This is a genomic window from Aeromonas australiensis, assembly GCF_000819725.1.
Taxonomy (GTDB): Bacteria; Pseudomonadota; Gammaproteobacteria; order Enterobacterales; family Aeromonadaceae; genus Aeromonas; species Aeromonas australiensis.
The window spans coordinates 1-14641 of record NZ_CDDH01000019.1 but is presented as its reverse complement, the minus strand read 5'-3'; the positions used below and the strand labels follow the sequence as shown (position 1 = coordinate 14641).

General features: G+C 59.7%; 11 protein-coding genes. All 11 read left to right on the top strand.

What is annotated here, in order from left to right:
• Positions 1-2 precede the first annotated feature (2 nt).
• Positions 3-425, top strand: a complete 423-nt coding sequence (locus BN1117_RS03720; protein WP_156129865.1) for an MSHA biogenesis protein MshP — start codon at positions 3-5, stop codon at positions 423-425.
• Positions 425-4132, top strand: coding sequence for a DUF6701 domain-containing protein (locus tag BN1117_RS03715; RefSeq protein ID WP_040094912.1), 3708 nt, complete (start codon positions 425-427; stop codon positions 4130-4132). Before BN1117_RS03720 ends, BN1117_RS03715 begins: the two co-directional genes overlap by 1 nt.
• A gap of 204 nt (positions 4133-4336) precedes the next feature.
• Complete coding sequence (locus BN1117_RS03710; RefSeq protein WP_005340051.1) at positions 4337-5377, top strand: rod shape-determining protein; 1041 nt, start codon at positions 4337-4339, stop codon at positions 5375-5377.
• Positions 5378-5419: 42 nt separating this feature from the next.
• Positions 5420-6310, top strand: coding sequence for a rod shape-determining protein MreC (gene mreC / locus BN1117_RS03705; RefSeq protein ID WP_040094911.1), 891 nt, complete (start codon positions 5420-5422; stop codon positions 6308-6310).
• Positions 6310-6795 (top strand): rod shape-determining protein MreD, encoded by a 486-nt coding sequence (mreD, locus tag BN1117_RS03700; RefSeq protein ID WP_040094910.1) that lies wholly within the window; start codon positions 6310-6312, stop codon positions 6793-6795. The genes mreC and mreD overlap by 1 nt, the downstream gene beginning before the upstream one ends.
• A 2-nt stretch (positions 6796-6797) precedes the next feature.
• Positions 6798-7385: a Maf family protein gene (locus BN1117_RS03695; RefSeq protein WP_040094909.1), complete on the top strand. Its 588-nt coding sequence runs from the start codon at positions 6798-6800 to the stop codon at positions 7383-7385.
• Between the two features lie 95 nt (positions 7386-7480).
• A complete protein-coding gene (gene rng, locus BN1117_RS03690; RefSeq protein WP_040094908.1) occupies positions 7481-8950 on the top strand; it encodes a ribonuclease G in 1470 nt (489 codons plus the stop codon).
• Positions 8951-12847 (top strand): YhdP family protein, encoded by a 3897-nt coding sequence (locus BN1117_RS03685; RefSeq protein ID WP_040094907.1) that lies wholly within the window; start codon positions 8951-8953, stop codon positions 12845-12847.
• A gap of 34 nt (positions 12848-12881) precedes the next feature.
• A complete protein-coding gene (locus BN1117_RS03680) occupies positions 12882-13214 on the top strand; it encodes a Dabb family protein (protein WP_040094906.1) in 333 nt (110 codons plus the stop codon).
• The gene (locus BN1117_RS19800; protein WP_244463505.1) at positions 13211-13549 is read left to right on the top strand and encodes a nucleotidyltransferase domain-containing protein; all 339 of its coding nucleotides are present in this window, start codon (positions 13211-13213) and stop codon (positions 13547-13549) included. Before BN1117_RS03680 ends, BN1117_RS19800 begins: the two co-directional genes overlap by 4 nt.
• A gap of 269 nt (positions 13550-13818) precedes the next feature.
• Positions 13819-14637 carry a carbon-nitrogen hydrolase family protein gene (locus tag BN1117_RS03670; RefSeq protein WP_040094905.1) on the top strand — a complete coding sequence of 273 codons (819 nt, stop codon included), beginning with the start codon at positions 13819-13821 and terminating at the stop codon, positions 14635-14637.
• Positions 14638-14641 lie beyond the last annotated feature (4 nt).

The window sequence follows — 14641 nt, the reverse complement described above, 5'->3', positions numbered from 1 at the left end:
TGATGATCGCCCTGTTTGTGATTGTGGTAATGGCGCTGCTGGCGGCGGCTATGGGCCGTTTTCTGGTCGATAGCGGCGAGAAAAATACGGTGGAGGTGCGCAGCGTGCGGGCTCTGCTGGCCGCCCAGAGCGGGTTGGAGGTGGCTCTCTATCGGTTGTTCCCCAATCGCACTATCGCTCAACCGACGCCCCCAGTGGTCTGTCCGGTAACCAGCACGCTGAACTTTGCCGGCAATCCTGGATTGAGTAACTGTCAGGCTGTGGTTCGCTGTGTCATGGTGCCAGTGACCTATAACAACCAGAGCAACACGGGCTACCGGCTCGAGAGTGTCGGAACCTGTGGCAGCTCCGACCTTAACAGTGCCAACCCGGATTTTGCCGTGAGTCGAACCCTGATGGTCGACGCTTATGATGGAGGCGGATAATGAAATGGTTATGGGCGCTTGCCCTCTTCACTGGCCATGTCTGGGCGTTCGACCCCATCGACACCGGTTCCCTCTTCCCTGGCGTGGTGCAGGGCCATCATGGTGACAGCAGCAATAATTGCAATCTGATCAGCGGTTACCAGCTTAGCCAACTCAACAACGCCAAGATCAATGGTTCCGGCGGCCAGCCCCTCGACTTCTGTTCCATCCAGCCGGATCAGAACAATACGCCGCGCTGCGATGATGGTACTGGCGGCTACAAGGTTTGTACCGTCACCGGCCGTGACGTTCGCGGGTTGGCCCTGAACGGAAATAATGCTTTTCCCACCATTACGTCCAATACGAGTCAAAGCTGTTTCTCTGGCACGCAAACCGCCTCAAGTGCGTCATATGGTGCCATGGCGGTGGAAAATTGCACCATGACGTTCCCCAGCCGCAATACCTACCAGTTCAAAACGCTGACTGTGCGCAACAACGCGATCCTGGTGCTGGGCGAGGGGGATTACTTCATCGACAAGCTGATTCTGGACAACGGTACCATCCGTCTCTCTGGTAGCGGCACCACCCGGATCTTCGTCAATCAGGATGTGAAGCTGGTCAATACGGTCAATATCAACGCCAATAACCAGGGCAGTCTCATCTGGGTTAACTATAACGACATGGTGATCGACAACCGCACCACGTTTTATGGTTATCTCTATGCCGATGGGAAGCTCACCATGAACAACAATGCCACCGTTTATGGCAGGGTGACGGCCCGTTACCTGACCATGGATGCCCAGTCCAGCATCAATGAAGCGCTACTTCCCCCCATGTTGAGCTGTTTTGCCGATGGTTTTGACAGCAGCCAGATCAACCCGGACAGCTGGGTGGTGGCGCAGCGCAACAACAGTACATTGCCATCGGTACAAAACGGTCGTCTACGCCTTACCCAGAACGTCACCGACCAGGCCACCTCGGCCACTTTTCAGCGCCTCTTCCCCGGGGCCAGTAACCTGGTGACGGTCGAGTTCGATCAATATGCCTACAAGACTTCCGGCAGAAGCGGGGCGGATGGCATGGCGGTGGTGCTCTCGGATGCCACCCTGACGCCACAACCCGGTGCGTTTGGTGGCCCGCTGGGATACGGCTTCAAGACCGGGATCAGCGGGTTTGCCGGCGGCTGGCTCGGGGTCGGGATCGACGAATACGGCAACTACGCCAACGAGGGAGGGTCGTATAATATCGGCTCCCGGCCACAGGCCGTCTCCATTCGCGGATCCGGTTCCGGCACCTCCGGTTACCGTTACCTGGCCGGGACCGCCAGCAATCTCAACCCGACCGTCGACAGCGGCACCAACAGCAATCGCCCCCACCGCTATCGCATCACAGTCGACTCCCGCACGGCGGGCAGCTCGCTGGCCACCGTCGAACGGGATAGCGGCACCGGGTTTCGCACTCTCGTTGGCCCCATCAACATGACGAGCCATGCCGGTCAGGCAGCGGTGCCGGCCAACTTCCTGCTGTCGCTGACCGGCTCCACCGGTTCGGTGACCAACTTCCACGAGATCGACAACGTGCGGATCTGTGCGCTGCGTTCCAGTCCTGTGGGCACCCAGATCGATCATTTCGAATTCGATCACAGCGGCAATGCGCTGACCTGCAACCCTGAAACCCTGACCATTCGGGCCTGTGCCAATGCCGACTGTAGCCTGTTGGTGACCGAACCCGTGACTGCCACCCTGCAACCCGCAACGAGTGCCAGCGGTGGTTGGGTGGGGGGTAATCAAGTGAGCTTCAGCGGAGGAACCACCACGCTGGCGCTGCGACAGAATACCGCCGGCACGGTGACCGTTGGGGTCAGCGGTTCAACGCCTTCGACCAAACCCTTGAGTACCACCCTGTGCCGGATTGGGGGGGGCGCCAAGAGTGCAGCTGCCTGCACCCTCACCTTTGCCGACAGCGGATTTATCTTCGATGTGCCTGATACCTACTCCAATCAGCCTCAGGATGTGACTATCAGTGCGGTCAAAAAAGACGACATTACCAAGCAGTGTGTGCCGGGATTTACCGGGGTAAGGTCGGTCGGTTTTTGGGGCACCTACAACAATCCAACTACCAATAGCTTTGGTAGCAAGATTTCCATCGATGGCAATGCTATCGCTACCTATGCCGCGAGTGCGCCTTCGCCAACGCCAACCACCCTTAACCTGACTTTCGATAATCAGGGTAAGGCGACCTTGAAAAAAGTGACCTACCCGGATGCGGGTCAGATGCAGCTTTCAGCCAGTCATAATGGCAGTGGTGAGACGGCGGGTCTGGTGATGACGGGGTCCGACACGTTTGTGGCGCGCCCGGTCGGCTTGTGTATAACCCCTCCACAAGGGGTCTGCGCGGCAGGTGATAGCAGCTGTCCGGTCTTCAAGAAAGCGGGGGAGACTTTTCAGGTAGATATCAAGGCGATGGCCTGGGAGTCGGCCAATGATGGGGATATCTGCGCAGGAAATCAGACTACGCCCAACTTTGCTTTGGCTAACATCGCTCTTGGTACTCAATTGGTTGCTCCGATTCCTGGGCAAAATGCGCAGGTCGGTACGGCGAGCTATAACCACTCTAACGGGATGGGCAGCAACAATATCAATAAGGTCACCCAGTCAGTCAGCGAGGTGGGGGTGTTCAGAGTGACGGCGACCCCGCCAGCCAACGGCTACTTCAATTACACCATTCCATCGGCCCAGAGCCAGCCAGTGGGGCGCTTTGTGCCTTGGGATTTCAATTTGCTGAGCGGGGTGCTTACTCCTGCTTGCGGGCAGTTCAGCTATATGAGTCAGCCATTCGGGGTCAAGATGGCGGTGCAGGCTCGTAACAAGAACGCTGGGGTGACCCGGAACTATGGCGGAGAGTTTGCTAAGGGGCGGCTCTATCTGGTTGCAGGCAATGATCATGATGGGGTTGATCGCACGGGTCGAGTGGGGACTATGGCGTCAAATTGGATATTAGGTGAAGCTGATATTGACAGCCAAAGTCGCTTTGCCCGGCTTTCTGAGCGCGATCCTGGCCTGACTGCACCAGAAGAGCCCTTCAAGTCGTTGCGGTTTGGTCTGCTGGTGGAGGATGGGGAGTCACCTTCCGTCAGCTTCATAGTTGACGCCGACCTGAATCCTGGCATCAAGCATGGTTGTACCAAGGGGGTCAACTGCAATGCCAAGCAGTTGACGATTCCTACGCGGGGGGATAGCACCATGACGGCTTATTACGGCCGCTTGCTGGCAGGGACTGAGGCCGGTGTTGCCTCGGCGTCGCTGGCCATTTCACAACGGATGCAATATTACGAAGGGGGCAACTGGCTACCTAACAGAGAGGATCAATGTACCCAGCTGTCGCTGGCCAATCAGGGGATCAATTTCCTCAATCCGGGTCAGACCTTTGACGGGGCTAGCCGTGATCTCGAGTTGGGGGGCGGTCGCAAGATCAGGCTGGGGTTGGGCAGCCCGGTGCCGGGAGGCGTTGCAGCGCAGGCAACCGATGGCGAGATCCTGTTCCATTTTGCCAAGCCGGAGATCTCGGTTCGCATTCCCTACAAGGTTGATTTGTCCAAGCAGCCATCCCGACCTGTCTGGTTGTCGGATCCGTCCAGTGCCAATGACGGCAACCTGCAAGGTGAGGCCATTTTCGGCTCCAGCCGGGGTAATGACAGAATTATTTATCGGCGCGAAGTAATGCATTGAATAATGTGACAGGGGGGACGACCCAACAGCATCCCCCTAAATCCTTGTTTGTTAGCGTTTGCAAGTGTGTGCGAGTGAGTGATGACTCGCATTTTTGTCGCGCTTGATTGATTGGTGACAGTTTGAGCGCTTGCCCATTGGGGTATGCATTGGTAAAGTTAGCCGGTTTTCTGCACCTCCAAATTCTTAGGATTTCCCGTAGCCATGTTCAAAAAGCTCAGAGGCGTCTTTTCCAACGATCTGTCGATCGATTTGGGAACTGCCAACACCCTGATCTATGTAAAAGATCAAGGGATCGTCCTTAACGAACCCTCAGTTGTCGCCATTCGCCAAGAGCGCGGGAACGCCAAATCGGTCGCTGCTGTCGGTCATGCCGCCAAGCAGATGCTGGGCCGTACCCCGGGCAACATTTCCGCCATCCGCCCGATGAAAGATGGCGTGATCGCCGATTTCTACGTGACCGAGAAGATGCTGCAGCACTTCATCAAGCAGGTTCACGACAACAACTATTTCCGCCCCAGCCCGCGTGTACTGGTGTGTGTACCGTGCGGTTCCACCCAGGTTGAGCGTCGCGCCATCAAGGAGTCCGCACTGGGTGCTGGTGCCCGTGAGGTCTACCTGATCGACGAGCCTATGGCTGCTGCCATCGGTGCCGGCCTGCCGGTCTCCGAAGCGACTGGCTCCATGGTGGTTGATATCGGTGGTGGTACCACTGAAGTGGCCATCATCTCCCTGAACGGTGTGGTCTACTCCCAGTCCGTCCGTATCGGTGGCGACAAGTTTGACGAAGCGATCATCAGCTACGTCCGTCGCAACTACGGCAGCCTGATCGGTGAAGCGACTGCCGAGCGCATCAAGCACGAGATCGGCTCCGCCTATCCGGGCGAAGAGGTGCGCGAGATCGAAGTCCGTGGTCGTAACCTGGCTGAAGGTGTGCCGCGCAGTTTCACTCTCAACTCCAACGAGATCCTGGAAGCGCTGCAAGAGCCGCTGTCCGGTATCGTGGCAGCCGTCATGGTGGCGCTGGAGCAGTCTCCGCCCGAGCTGGCTTCCGACATCTCCGAGCGCGGCATGGTGCTGACCGGTGGTGGTGCCCTGCTGAAAGATATCGACCGTCTGCTGATGGAAGAGACCGGTATCCCTGTCGTCGTTGCAGAAGATCCCCTCACCTGTGTGGCCCGTGGCGGCGGCAAGGCGCTGGAGCTGATTGATATGCACGGTGGCGATCTGTTCCACTACGAATAAGACCCAAAGCCGGCCAGCGTGCCGGCTCTTTTTTGACGACCCATGAAACCCATTTTTGGTAGAGGCCCTTCGCTTCAGTTACGGTTGTTTCTCGCCGTCATCATCTCCATCGCAGCCATCGTCGCGGACTCCCGCTTCGGTGTGTTTGCCCATGCCCGCGTCTACCTCAGTTCGTTAGTCAGCCCCCTGCAATACCTGGCCAATGCGCCCGGTACCCTGCTTGACACCATGTCGACCCAGGTTCAGACCCGCGCCGGTCTTATCGAGCAGACCAAGCAGCAGGAGCAGCAGCTGTTTACTCTGCGTTCCCGTCTGCTCAAGATGGATCATCTGGAGCACGAGAACCAGCGGCTGCGTGAGCTGTTAGGCTCGCCGGTGCACAAGGAGTCCCGCAAGATGGTGGCCGAGCTGCTGTCGGTGGATTCCGACCCCTTCAGTCATCAGGTGTTGATCAACAAGGGTGCGCTGGATGGCGTCTATAACGGTCAGGCGGTGATCAACGATCAGGGGGTGATTGGTCAGGTGCTGCACGTGGGCTCCACTACCAGTCGGGTGCTGTTGATCACCGACTCCAGCCACGGCATTCCGGTGCGGGTGCTGCGCAACGACTTGCGCGCCATCGCTTCCGGTAGTGGCGAGCTCGACAAGCTGGAGCTGCGCAACCTGCCGCGCAATACCGATATTCAGGTGGGAGATCTGCTGGTCACTTCAGGGCTGGGTGGCCGCTTTCCGGAAGGCTATCCGGTGGCGACAGTGACTCGCTCCGATTATGTGGAGGGTAAGCCCTTCGCCCAGATCGAGGCCAAGCCGCTGGTGGAGCTGGACAGGTTGCGCTATCTGCTGCTGCTGTGGACCGACAAGAAACCTGAAGTGCATGATGAGGATGGTGAACGGGCGGTGCCCGTCGCGTCTGCCGCTGGAGCCACCCGCTGATGTTGGAACCCGCTAACGGCAGGATCTGGATCTGGCTCTCGATCCTGCTCGCGCTCAGTCTCTCGATCTTGCCGCTCCCCTTTCAATTTGAGCCGTTCCGTCCGGACTGGCTGGCCATGGTGCTAATCTACTGGGCGCTGGCCTTGCCACACCGGGCCAACGTCGGCACCGCCTGGGTGGCGGGCCTGCTGCTGGATGTGCTGCTCGGCAGCACTCTGGGAGTGCGAGCGATGGCGATGGCCATTACCACCTATCTGGCTGCCTTCCAGTTCCAGAAGATCCGCAACTTCTCTCTCTGGCAGCAGGCACTGATCATCGGTGGTCTCGCGCTGGTGGGCAAAATGACGATATTCTGGGCCGAGCACCTGTTCAGCCAGGCCAGTCTCAACTTCTCCTACTTTTGGTCGATGTTGACGACGATGTTAATATGGCCCTGGGTGTTTCTGGTGTTGCGCAAGGTGCGGCGCCGCTTCAATATCAGGTAAATATGAACACAAACAACGAACTGCAACTCTATCTCGCCTCGGCCTCTCCCCGTCGCCGTGAATTGCTGACCCAGCTTGGCTACCGCTTCGAGGTGCTGAAACTGGATGTGCCCGAGCAGCGGGAAGAGGGTGAAAAGGCGCAGGATTATGTCTGCCGGTTGGCCCGCGACAAGGCGATGGCAGGCCAGGCCTGTGCGCCGATGGCGCTGCCGGTGCTGGGGGCTGACACCATAGTGGTGCTGGGGGACCGGGTGCTGGAAAAACCGTCCGATCTGCTGGATGCCAAAGATATGCTCGAAGCGCTCTCCGGCAAGGTGCATCAGGTGATGACGGCGGTGGCGCTGGCCAGCAAGGATCGTTGTGACGTCCGCCTGGTCACCACCAACGTGGCGTTTCGCAAGCTGGACGAGGCCGAAATCGAAGCCTATTGGCAGACCGGTGAGCCCTGTGACAAGGCCGGGGCGTATGGCATTCAGGGCATTGCCGGCAAGTTTGTCAGCCGTATCGAGGGGAGCTATAGCGCCGTGGTTGGCCTGCCCCTGCTGGAGACAGACCTGTTGATCAAACATCATCTGGAACAACATAAGTAATTTTCCGTCAGCTGTGCTCTGCTGCGTTATTCCTTGCGCGCGTTGTACCAGATTGGCTGTATAAGAATTCAAAACTGGAACAGGCAAGGTCAGTTATGTCGGTAGAACTGCTGGTTAACGTTACCCCCTCCGAAACCCGGGTTGCCCTGGTCGAAAACGGTCTGCTGCAGGAAGTGCATGTAGAGCGTCAGGCCAAGCGCGGCATCGTCGGCAACATCTACAAAGGCAAGATCAGTCGGGTGCTGCCCGGCATGCAGGCTGCATTCGTCGATATTGGCATGGACAAGGCCGCCTTTTTACACGCCTCAGATATCGTGCCCCACACCGAGTGTGTGGCGGTGAAGGAGAAGGAGCAGTTTCAGGTTGGCAACATCGCCGAGCTGGTGCGTCAGGGGCAGGACATCATGGTGCAGGTGGTGAAAGATCCGCTGGGTACCAAGGGGGCCCGTCTTACTACCGATATCACCTTGCCATCCCGCTATCTGGTGTTTATGCCGGGCAGTGCCCACGTGGGTGTTTCCCAGCGCATCGAGTCCGAAGCGGAGCGGGAGCGCCTCAAGCGCACCGTGGCCGGTTATGTGGACGAGCTGGGTGGCTACATCATTCGTACCGCTGCCGAAGGGGTAGGGGAGCTTGAGCTGGAACAGGATGCCGCCTTCTTGAAGCGCCTGTGGCGCAAGATCCTCGAGCGCAAACAGAAGTATCCTCCCTGCAAGATCCTCTACGAGGATCCCAGTCTGGCCTTTCGGGTGGTGCGCGATTTTGTCGGCACCGAGCTCGATAAAATCCGGGTCGATTCACGCCAGAGCTTCGATCAGCTCAAGCGCTTCACCGGGGAGTACGTACCCGAACTGGCCAGCAAGCTGGAGTACTATCCCGGTGAGTCGCCGATCTTCGATCTCTACGACGTGGAGAACGAGATCCAGCGTGCGCTGGAGCGCAAGGTAGAGCTGAAATCCGGCGGTTATCTCATCATCGACCAGACCGAAGCCATGACCACGGTGGATATCAACACCGGCGCCTTCGTTGGCCATCGCAATCTGGAAGAGACCATCTTCAACACCAACGTCGAGGCGACGGCGGCCATTGCCCGCCATCTGCGCCTGCGCAACCTCGGCGGCATCATCATCATCGATTTCATCGATATGCAGTCGGAAGATCACCGTCGGCGGGTGCTGCACAGCCTGGAGCAGGCGTTGTCGAAGGACAGAGCCAAGACCAGTGTCAACGGTTTCTCCCAACTCGGTCTGGTGGAGATGACTCGCAAGCGCACCCGCGAGAGTCTGGAGCATGTGCTCTGTTCCGAGTGTCCCGAGTGCAAGGGGCGTGGTCGGGTCAAGACGGTGGAGTCGGTCTGCTTCGAGATCTTGCGGGAGATCATCCGGGTCAATCGTGCCTACGATGCGGATCAGTTCACCGTCTACGCCGCCCCGGCCGTGGCCGACTACCTTCATGGCGAGGAGTCCCATAGTCTGGCAGAGCTGGAGGTATTTATCGGTAAACAGGTCCGGGTGGTGAGTGAACCTCTCTGTGGTCAGGAGCAGTTCGACGTGGTGATGATGTAATTGGTCTACCGCTGGCTGAGTAGGGGCTGGTTGCTCCTTGGGGTCTTCTTCGTGCTGCTGGCCATGCTGGTCACGCTGGTACGGGTTGGCGGCCCTTGGCTGAATCAATACCGGGAGAGTCTGATCCACACTCTGCTGGGTGATTCACAACTCAAGGTCAGCGTGGCACAAGTGGGACTGGACTGGACACACTCCGGGCCCGCCCTCGAACTGCAGCAACTCGCCATCGCCCCGGATTCGGGGCGTTTTGCCGTGCAGCTCGGCAAAGCCTGGGTGCATCTCGACTTCTGGCGCACTCTCAACGAGCTCAAGCCGGTGTTTGGCGAGCTGATCCTCCGCGATGGCGATATTACCCTCGATTTCAGCCAGCCCGCCAATAGCAGCGAGTCGCAAGGGGATCCCCAGCAGGGTGCCCTGCTGCGCTTCCTGCTGACCCAGCTTGCCACCTTCGATGTGCACGATACTCGCCTCAACATCACTACCTCGCTTGGCAACTTGCGGGCACTCGATATCGCTCAGCTGCGCTGGCAGAACCGTGGCAAGCGCCATCAGGGGGTCGGCAAGGCTTACCTCGTCAACGGAGTGGGCGAGAGCGCCATCGATCTGATTGTGGATGTGGACGCCCCGACCACCCGGCTCGATCGCCTCAAGGGGCAACTCTATCTGGGGGCCAGCCAGCTCGATATCACCCCGACCCTGGCCAAAATCCATGGGGGCGAACCCAAGGTTGCCGGTCAGCTCGACTTCCAGCTCTGGAGCGAGTTTGACAGCGGCAAGTTGGGCAATACCCTGCTGGCGTTTGGCAACAATTACCTGACCTGGCAGGATCCCAAGAAAGGGGAGATGCACCGCTTCGGCCTCGATGGCGGCAAGATCCAGCTGCGTCGCGATGGCACCGACTGGCAACTGGCCAGCCACAATCTCACCTTCAAGCTGGATGGCAAACCCTGGCTACATAGCCGCTTGCAGTTGGAACGGATCGGGGAGCGGGTGCAGGGCTATCTGCCCAGCATAGAGTTCGACAAGATTGCCCAGATCAGTCAGCTGGTCTCGGCGCTCTACCCCACACTCAGCGAGAGCCTGCGTCAGACCAATCCGCAGGGGTCAGTGCAGGATCTGACGCTGCTGGCCAGCGCCGACTGGCAGGATCTCTCCCTCAGCGGCAGCTTCAGCAAGGTGCGACTCACGGCCTGGCAGGATATACCCGGGATGGAGGATCTCAACGGCGAGTTCTGGCTTACCCCGACCGGCGGTAGCGCCAGATTGGCACTGGCGAATGACAAGGTGGATCCCGCCCGTCACTTCAAGATGCCGATCCCGGTCGACCGCTTCTCGGCCCGCCTCGACTGGTGGCGTGAGCCGCAAGGCTGGGTGCTCTACGGCCAGGATATTGCGCTGGATAACCCGGATCTGACCCTGGCCAGCCGTTTTCGCCTCGATCTGTTCGAGCACCCCTTCCTGGCCCTGACCGGTCGCATCGATGTGAAAAATGCGGGCCATGCGGATCGCTACTTCCCGCTGCAGGCGATGGACGAGGAGCTGGTCGAATATCTGAGCGGCGCCATCAAGGGGGGCCAGGCCAAGGGGGCCGACCTGCTCTGGTATGGGGAGTTTCGGGATTTCCCCTACGACAACGGCAAGGGTATCTTCCAGGTGGCGGTGCCGCTGGAGCAAGCTACCTACGAATTCTTCCCCGGTTGGCAACCGCTTACCGAGCTGCAGATCGATCTCTTGTTCCAGAATGCCAGCCTCGATATGCGCAGCCGATCCACCAAACTGGGCAAGGCGAGCTCCGACTCGGTGCATGCCTGGATCCCGGATCTCTCCCCCGGTGCCCACCTCTATGTGGATGCCAAGGTGCAGGGGGAGGGCAAGGCTATCAGCGACTACCTGCAGGACTCTCCGCTCGGCGGTTCGGTCGGCCAGGCGCTGCGGGAGATCGAGATCCGCGGCCCGATGGCCGGTTCGGTCAAGCTCGATATCCCGCTCGATGGCGAGAGCGAGGTAAAGGCGAGCGGCGATGCCACCTTCAGCAACAACAAGGTGCGGGTCGCCAGTCTGGATCTGCCGCTGGAGAAGGTGCAGGGGCGCCTTGAATATGACAACGAACAGACTCGTTTCAGCAACCTCAAGGCGAGCCTGTGGAACCAGCCGCTGACCCTCGACTATCAGGGGCGTCAGCATCCGGATCGCTATCAGGTCGACCTCGATTTCAAGGGGCAGTGGGATAGCCGCCGCCAGCGCCGTGACATCCCGCTGCTCGAGATCCTCAACGGCCGCAGCAACTGGGGCGGTAAGCTGGGGCTGACCCTGCCTGAGAGCAAGCCATTCAGCTTCCAGCTGGCGCTCGACTCCAACCTCCAGGGGATGGGGCTGGATCTGCCGCTGCCGCTGGCCAAGAGCAGTGCCAGCCGGCTGCCGCTCAAGGTGATCGCCCGTGGCCGGGATGGCAGCGCTGACATTCGCGCCGTGCTGGGGGCTGATGTGGATATGCAGACCCGACTGGTCTACGGCGAGGGGGTGCCCTATCTCAGTCGGGTGCGGGTCAATGTGGGTCAGCCGGGTGCCCGGGTGCTGCGCGATGCCCCCATGCTGCTTGCCATCAACCAGCAGGAGGCCGATGTGGGCGGTTGGTTGGCGCAGCTCAAGAAGTGGCTGCCGGCGCAGAATCAGACCGGTAATGCGGTGGTCGGTCCTGCCTTCCTGCCGCAGGAGTGGTGGGTGGATGGTCAGCTGGCTCGCGCCTATATCGGCAGTGCCACCCTCAAGGCGGCGCGCTTTACCGTGGGGCCAACCAAGCAGGCGACCGAGGTGATGATCGATAGCCCCGATGTGATGGGGGTGATCCGCCTGCCTGCAGTGGCCAATCGCCCGGTGGATGCCAAGTTTGCCCGCATCTATTGGTCCGGCAAGAGTTCGGATCTCAGCCCGGATCCCGATGCCAAGCAGGATAACGCCATCATGGCCTCCATTCCCTGGCTGACGTTTAGCTGCGTCGATTGCCGTTTTGGCGAGCTGCCGCTCGGTGAAGTGAAAGGGGAGCTGCTGCCCGGCGCCAACAAGGTGATCCTCAAGGGGTTGGATATGCGACTGGCTGGCAGTCAGTTCACAGGCCGCCTTGACTGGCAGGCCGATGGCCACCGGATGCAGACCCGGGCTCGTGGCAAGCTGACCAGCAACAACAGCGAGCTGCTGCTCAAGCGGCTCGGCTACACCTCCCCCATCGGCGATGCCCCCGGCTCGTTCTCCTTCGACCTGAACTGGCAGGATGTGCCTTACCGCCCGAGCCTGCCGACCCTGGCGGGCAGTGCCAACTATCAACTGGAGAGTGGTACATTGCGGGAGGTTAATGACAAGGGGGCGCGCCTGCTCTCCTTGCTCAGTCTCGACTCCCTGTTGCGCAAGCTGCGGCTCGATTTTCGTGATGTGTTCGACAAGGGCTTCTACTTCGAATCCATGTCCGCCTCGGCCACCATCAAGCAGGGGCAGGTCAAGAATGATGACTTCTATATGAAGGGGGCAGCTGGTAACCTGCGCGGCGAGGGGATCGCCGACCTGGTGCGCTGGCGGCTCGACTTTGATCTGAGTTTCTCCCCCAATCTGGGGGGCACCCTGCCGGTGGTGGCGGCCTTCTCCATCACGCCGGTCACGGGTCTCTATGTGCTGGCCCTCTCCAAGTTGCTGGAGCCTGTGGTGGATGTGGTAACCCGCATCGATTTTCGCATCTCGGGCCCCCTCGACGACCCCAAACTGGTCGAGGCGGGGCGAGATCGGGCGCGCATCAAGCTCAATCAGCAGCAGAAAGAGGCGGTTGATGCCGTTGCCCCCAGCCTGCCGACCCAAGAGGTGACCCCTTTCCTGCTGAGCCCCAAACACGCGGGGCCTGCTCAGCGCTGAGCGAGCGGCCCGGCACCATCACAAGGAGTGAGCCATGATCCGACATATCCTGCTGGTCGCCTTCAAGCCGGGCACCTTGCCTGCCCAGATAGACGCGGTGCGTACCGCCTTTCTCGCCATTCCCCATCAGGTCAGCGGCGTGACCGCCGTGGAGTGGGGGGAGAATGATAGCCCGGAGGGGAGGGATGATGGCTTTACCCACTGCGTGCTGATGACCTTCGCCGATGAAGCGGCCCGCCAGCGCTATCTGCCCCATCCTGATCACGATGCCCTCAAGGCCATCTTCCGTCCGGTGCTGGCGCGCATCATAGTGCTGGATTACACCCTGCAGGCGGGGGATCGGGTTGTGCCAGAGGGGCCGTTATGATGGTGGATGAGCGCAGGTCTACCATCCTGCCATTGCAGCGCGCACTACTGGAGTCGGTTATTGAACATGGCGCGACCCATCCTGCCATTGATGCCGGGGTAGTAGTCGGGTCGCTTGCAAAGGGCAAAGCAGACCGGGTATCCGATGTCGATCTCTTGCTGCTGGCCGAGCCGGGCTTCCATAAGCAGGGAGATGAACTGGTGCGCGCCATTGTGGGGGAGCGGCCCGTTTTTCACTGCTGGCAAGGTAGTCATGACGATACGGCCTCTTACTGGCGGTTTATTTTTCTCGATATGTCCAGTATCGAGATCCATATCCTTGATCGGGGGGGTTGAGTTCCCCCTTGCCAAACCTTACTTGCCACTGTTCGATAAAACGTCCTCCCTTGGTGCGCTTGAGGTTTCTGGCCCTGCCCCAAGCCATTGGGACTTTCCTGCCTATATGGCTGAAGGGGATGGGCTGGTGTGGGAGTTGTTCGATTGCCTCAAATGGGCGGAGCGGGGGCAGCGGGGATTGGTCAGGCATCATCTTCGCAAGTTGCTGGCAGAAATGGATAAAGACCCGAATATTGTGGATCGCGATTAAGGCGGACAAGGAGAACGTCATGTGGTTAGCCGCAATACAGCTAGTATCTGGCCGTCACTGGCAGGATAACCGGGAGCAGATCGCCGCCGAGCTGGCGGCCTTGCCCAAAGAGCGGCCGCTGCTGGTGCTGTTGCCGGAGAACTTTGCCCTGTTTGGCGAACGGCAGGGTTATCTGGATGGGGCCGAGACCATAGGTGAGGGCCCGATCCAGCAGCAACTGGCTGAATGGGCCCGCGATTACGGCATCTGGCTGGTGGCCGGGGCTATGCCGACAAGAATGCCGACCACCATCGCAGGTTCCGACCATATCCACACCAGCTCGCTGGTGTTTGACCCCAGCGGTGAGCTCAGGGGCCACTACCACAAGATCCACCTGTTCGACGTGGATGTGGCGGACAATCACAGTCGCTACCGTGAGTCGGAGACCTTCAGCCCCGGCGAGTCGCCTGTGCTGGTAGACTCCCCCTTTGGTCCTCTTGGCCTTTCGATCTGTTATGATTTGCGCTTTCCCGAGCTCTACCGCCAGTTGGTCCGTGCCGGTGCCCGCGTGTTGCTGGTGCCTGCCGCCTTTACCGCCGTGACCGGTGAAGCGCACTGGGAGCCGCTGCTGCGGGCTCGCGCCATCGAAAACCAGTGCTACGTAGTCGCTGCCAATCAGGGGGGCACTCACGAAACGGGGCGCCAGACCTGGGGTCACAGCATGGTGATCGACCCCTGGGGTCGGGTGCTGGCGAGCAAAGAGTCCGGGCGCGGCACCGTATTGGCGAAGATGGAGCCCGGGCTTATCGATGAATTGAAACGTACCATGCCAGTGCTGCAACACGCCCGTTTGCTCTGAATCT

Bases quoted from the DNA above. Each gene is read 5' to 3' on its own strand.
- BN1117_RS03720 (WP_156129865.1), top strand. From the start codon at position 3: ATGATCGCCCTGTTTGTGATTGTGGTAATGGCGCTGCTGGCGGCGGCT.
- BN1117_RS03715 (WP_040094912.1), top strand. From the start codon at position 425: ATGAAATGGTTATGGGCGCTTGCCCTCTTCACTGGCCATGTCTGGGCG.
- BN1117_RS03710 (WP_005340051.1), top strand. From the start codon at position 4,337: ATGTTCAAAAAGCTCAGAGGCGTCTTTTCCAACGATCTGTCGATCGAT.
- mreC (WP_040094911.1), top strand. From the start codon at position 5,420: ATGAAACCCATTTTTGGTAGAGGCCCTTCGCTTCAGTTACGGTTGTTT.
- mreD (WP_040094910.1), top strand. From the start codon at position 6,310: ATGTTGGAACCCGCTAACGGCAGGATCTGGATCTGGCTCTCGATCCTG.
- BN1117_RS03695 (WP_040094909.1), top strand. From the start codon at position 6,798: ATGAACACAAACAACGAACTGCAACTCTATCTCGCCTCGGCCTCTCCC.
- rng (WP_040094908.1), top strand. From the start codon at position 7,481: ATGTCGGTAGAACTGCTGGTTAACGTTACCCCCTCCGAAACCCGGGTT.
- BN1117_RS03680 (WP_040094906.1), top strand. From the start codon at position 12,882: ATGATCCGACATATCCTGCTGGTCGCCTTCAAGCCGGGCACCTTGCCT.
- BN1117_RS19800 (WP_244463505.1), top strand. From the start codon at position 13,211: ATGATGGTGGATGAGCGCAGGTCTACCATCCTGCCATTGCAGCGCGCA.
- BN1117_RS03670 (WP_040094905.1), top strand. From the start codon at position 13,819: ATGTGGTTAGCCGCAATACAGCTAGTATCTGGCCGTCACTGGCAGGAT.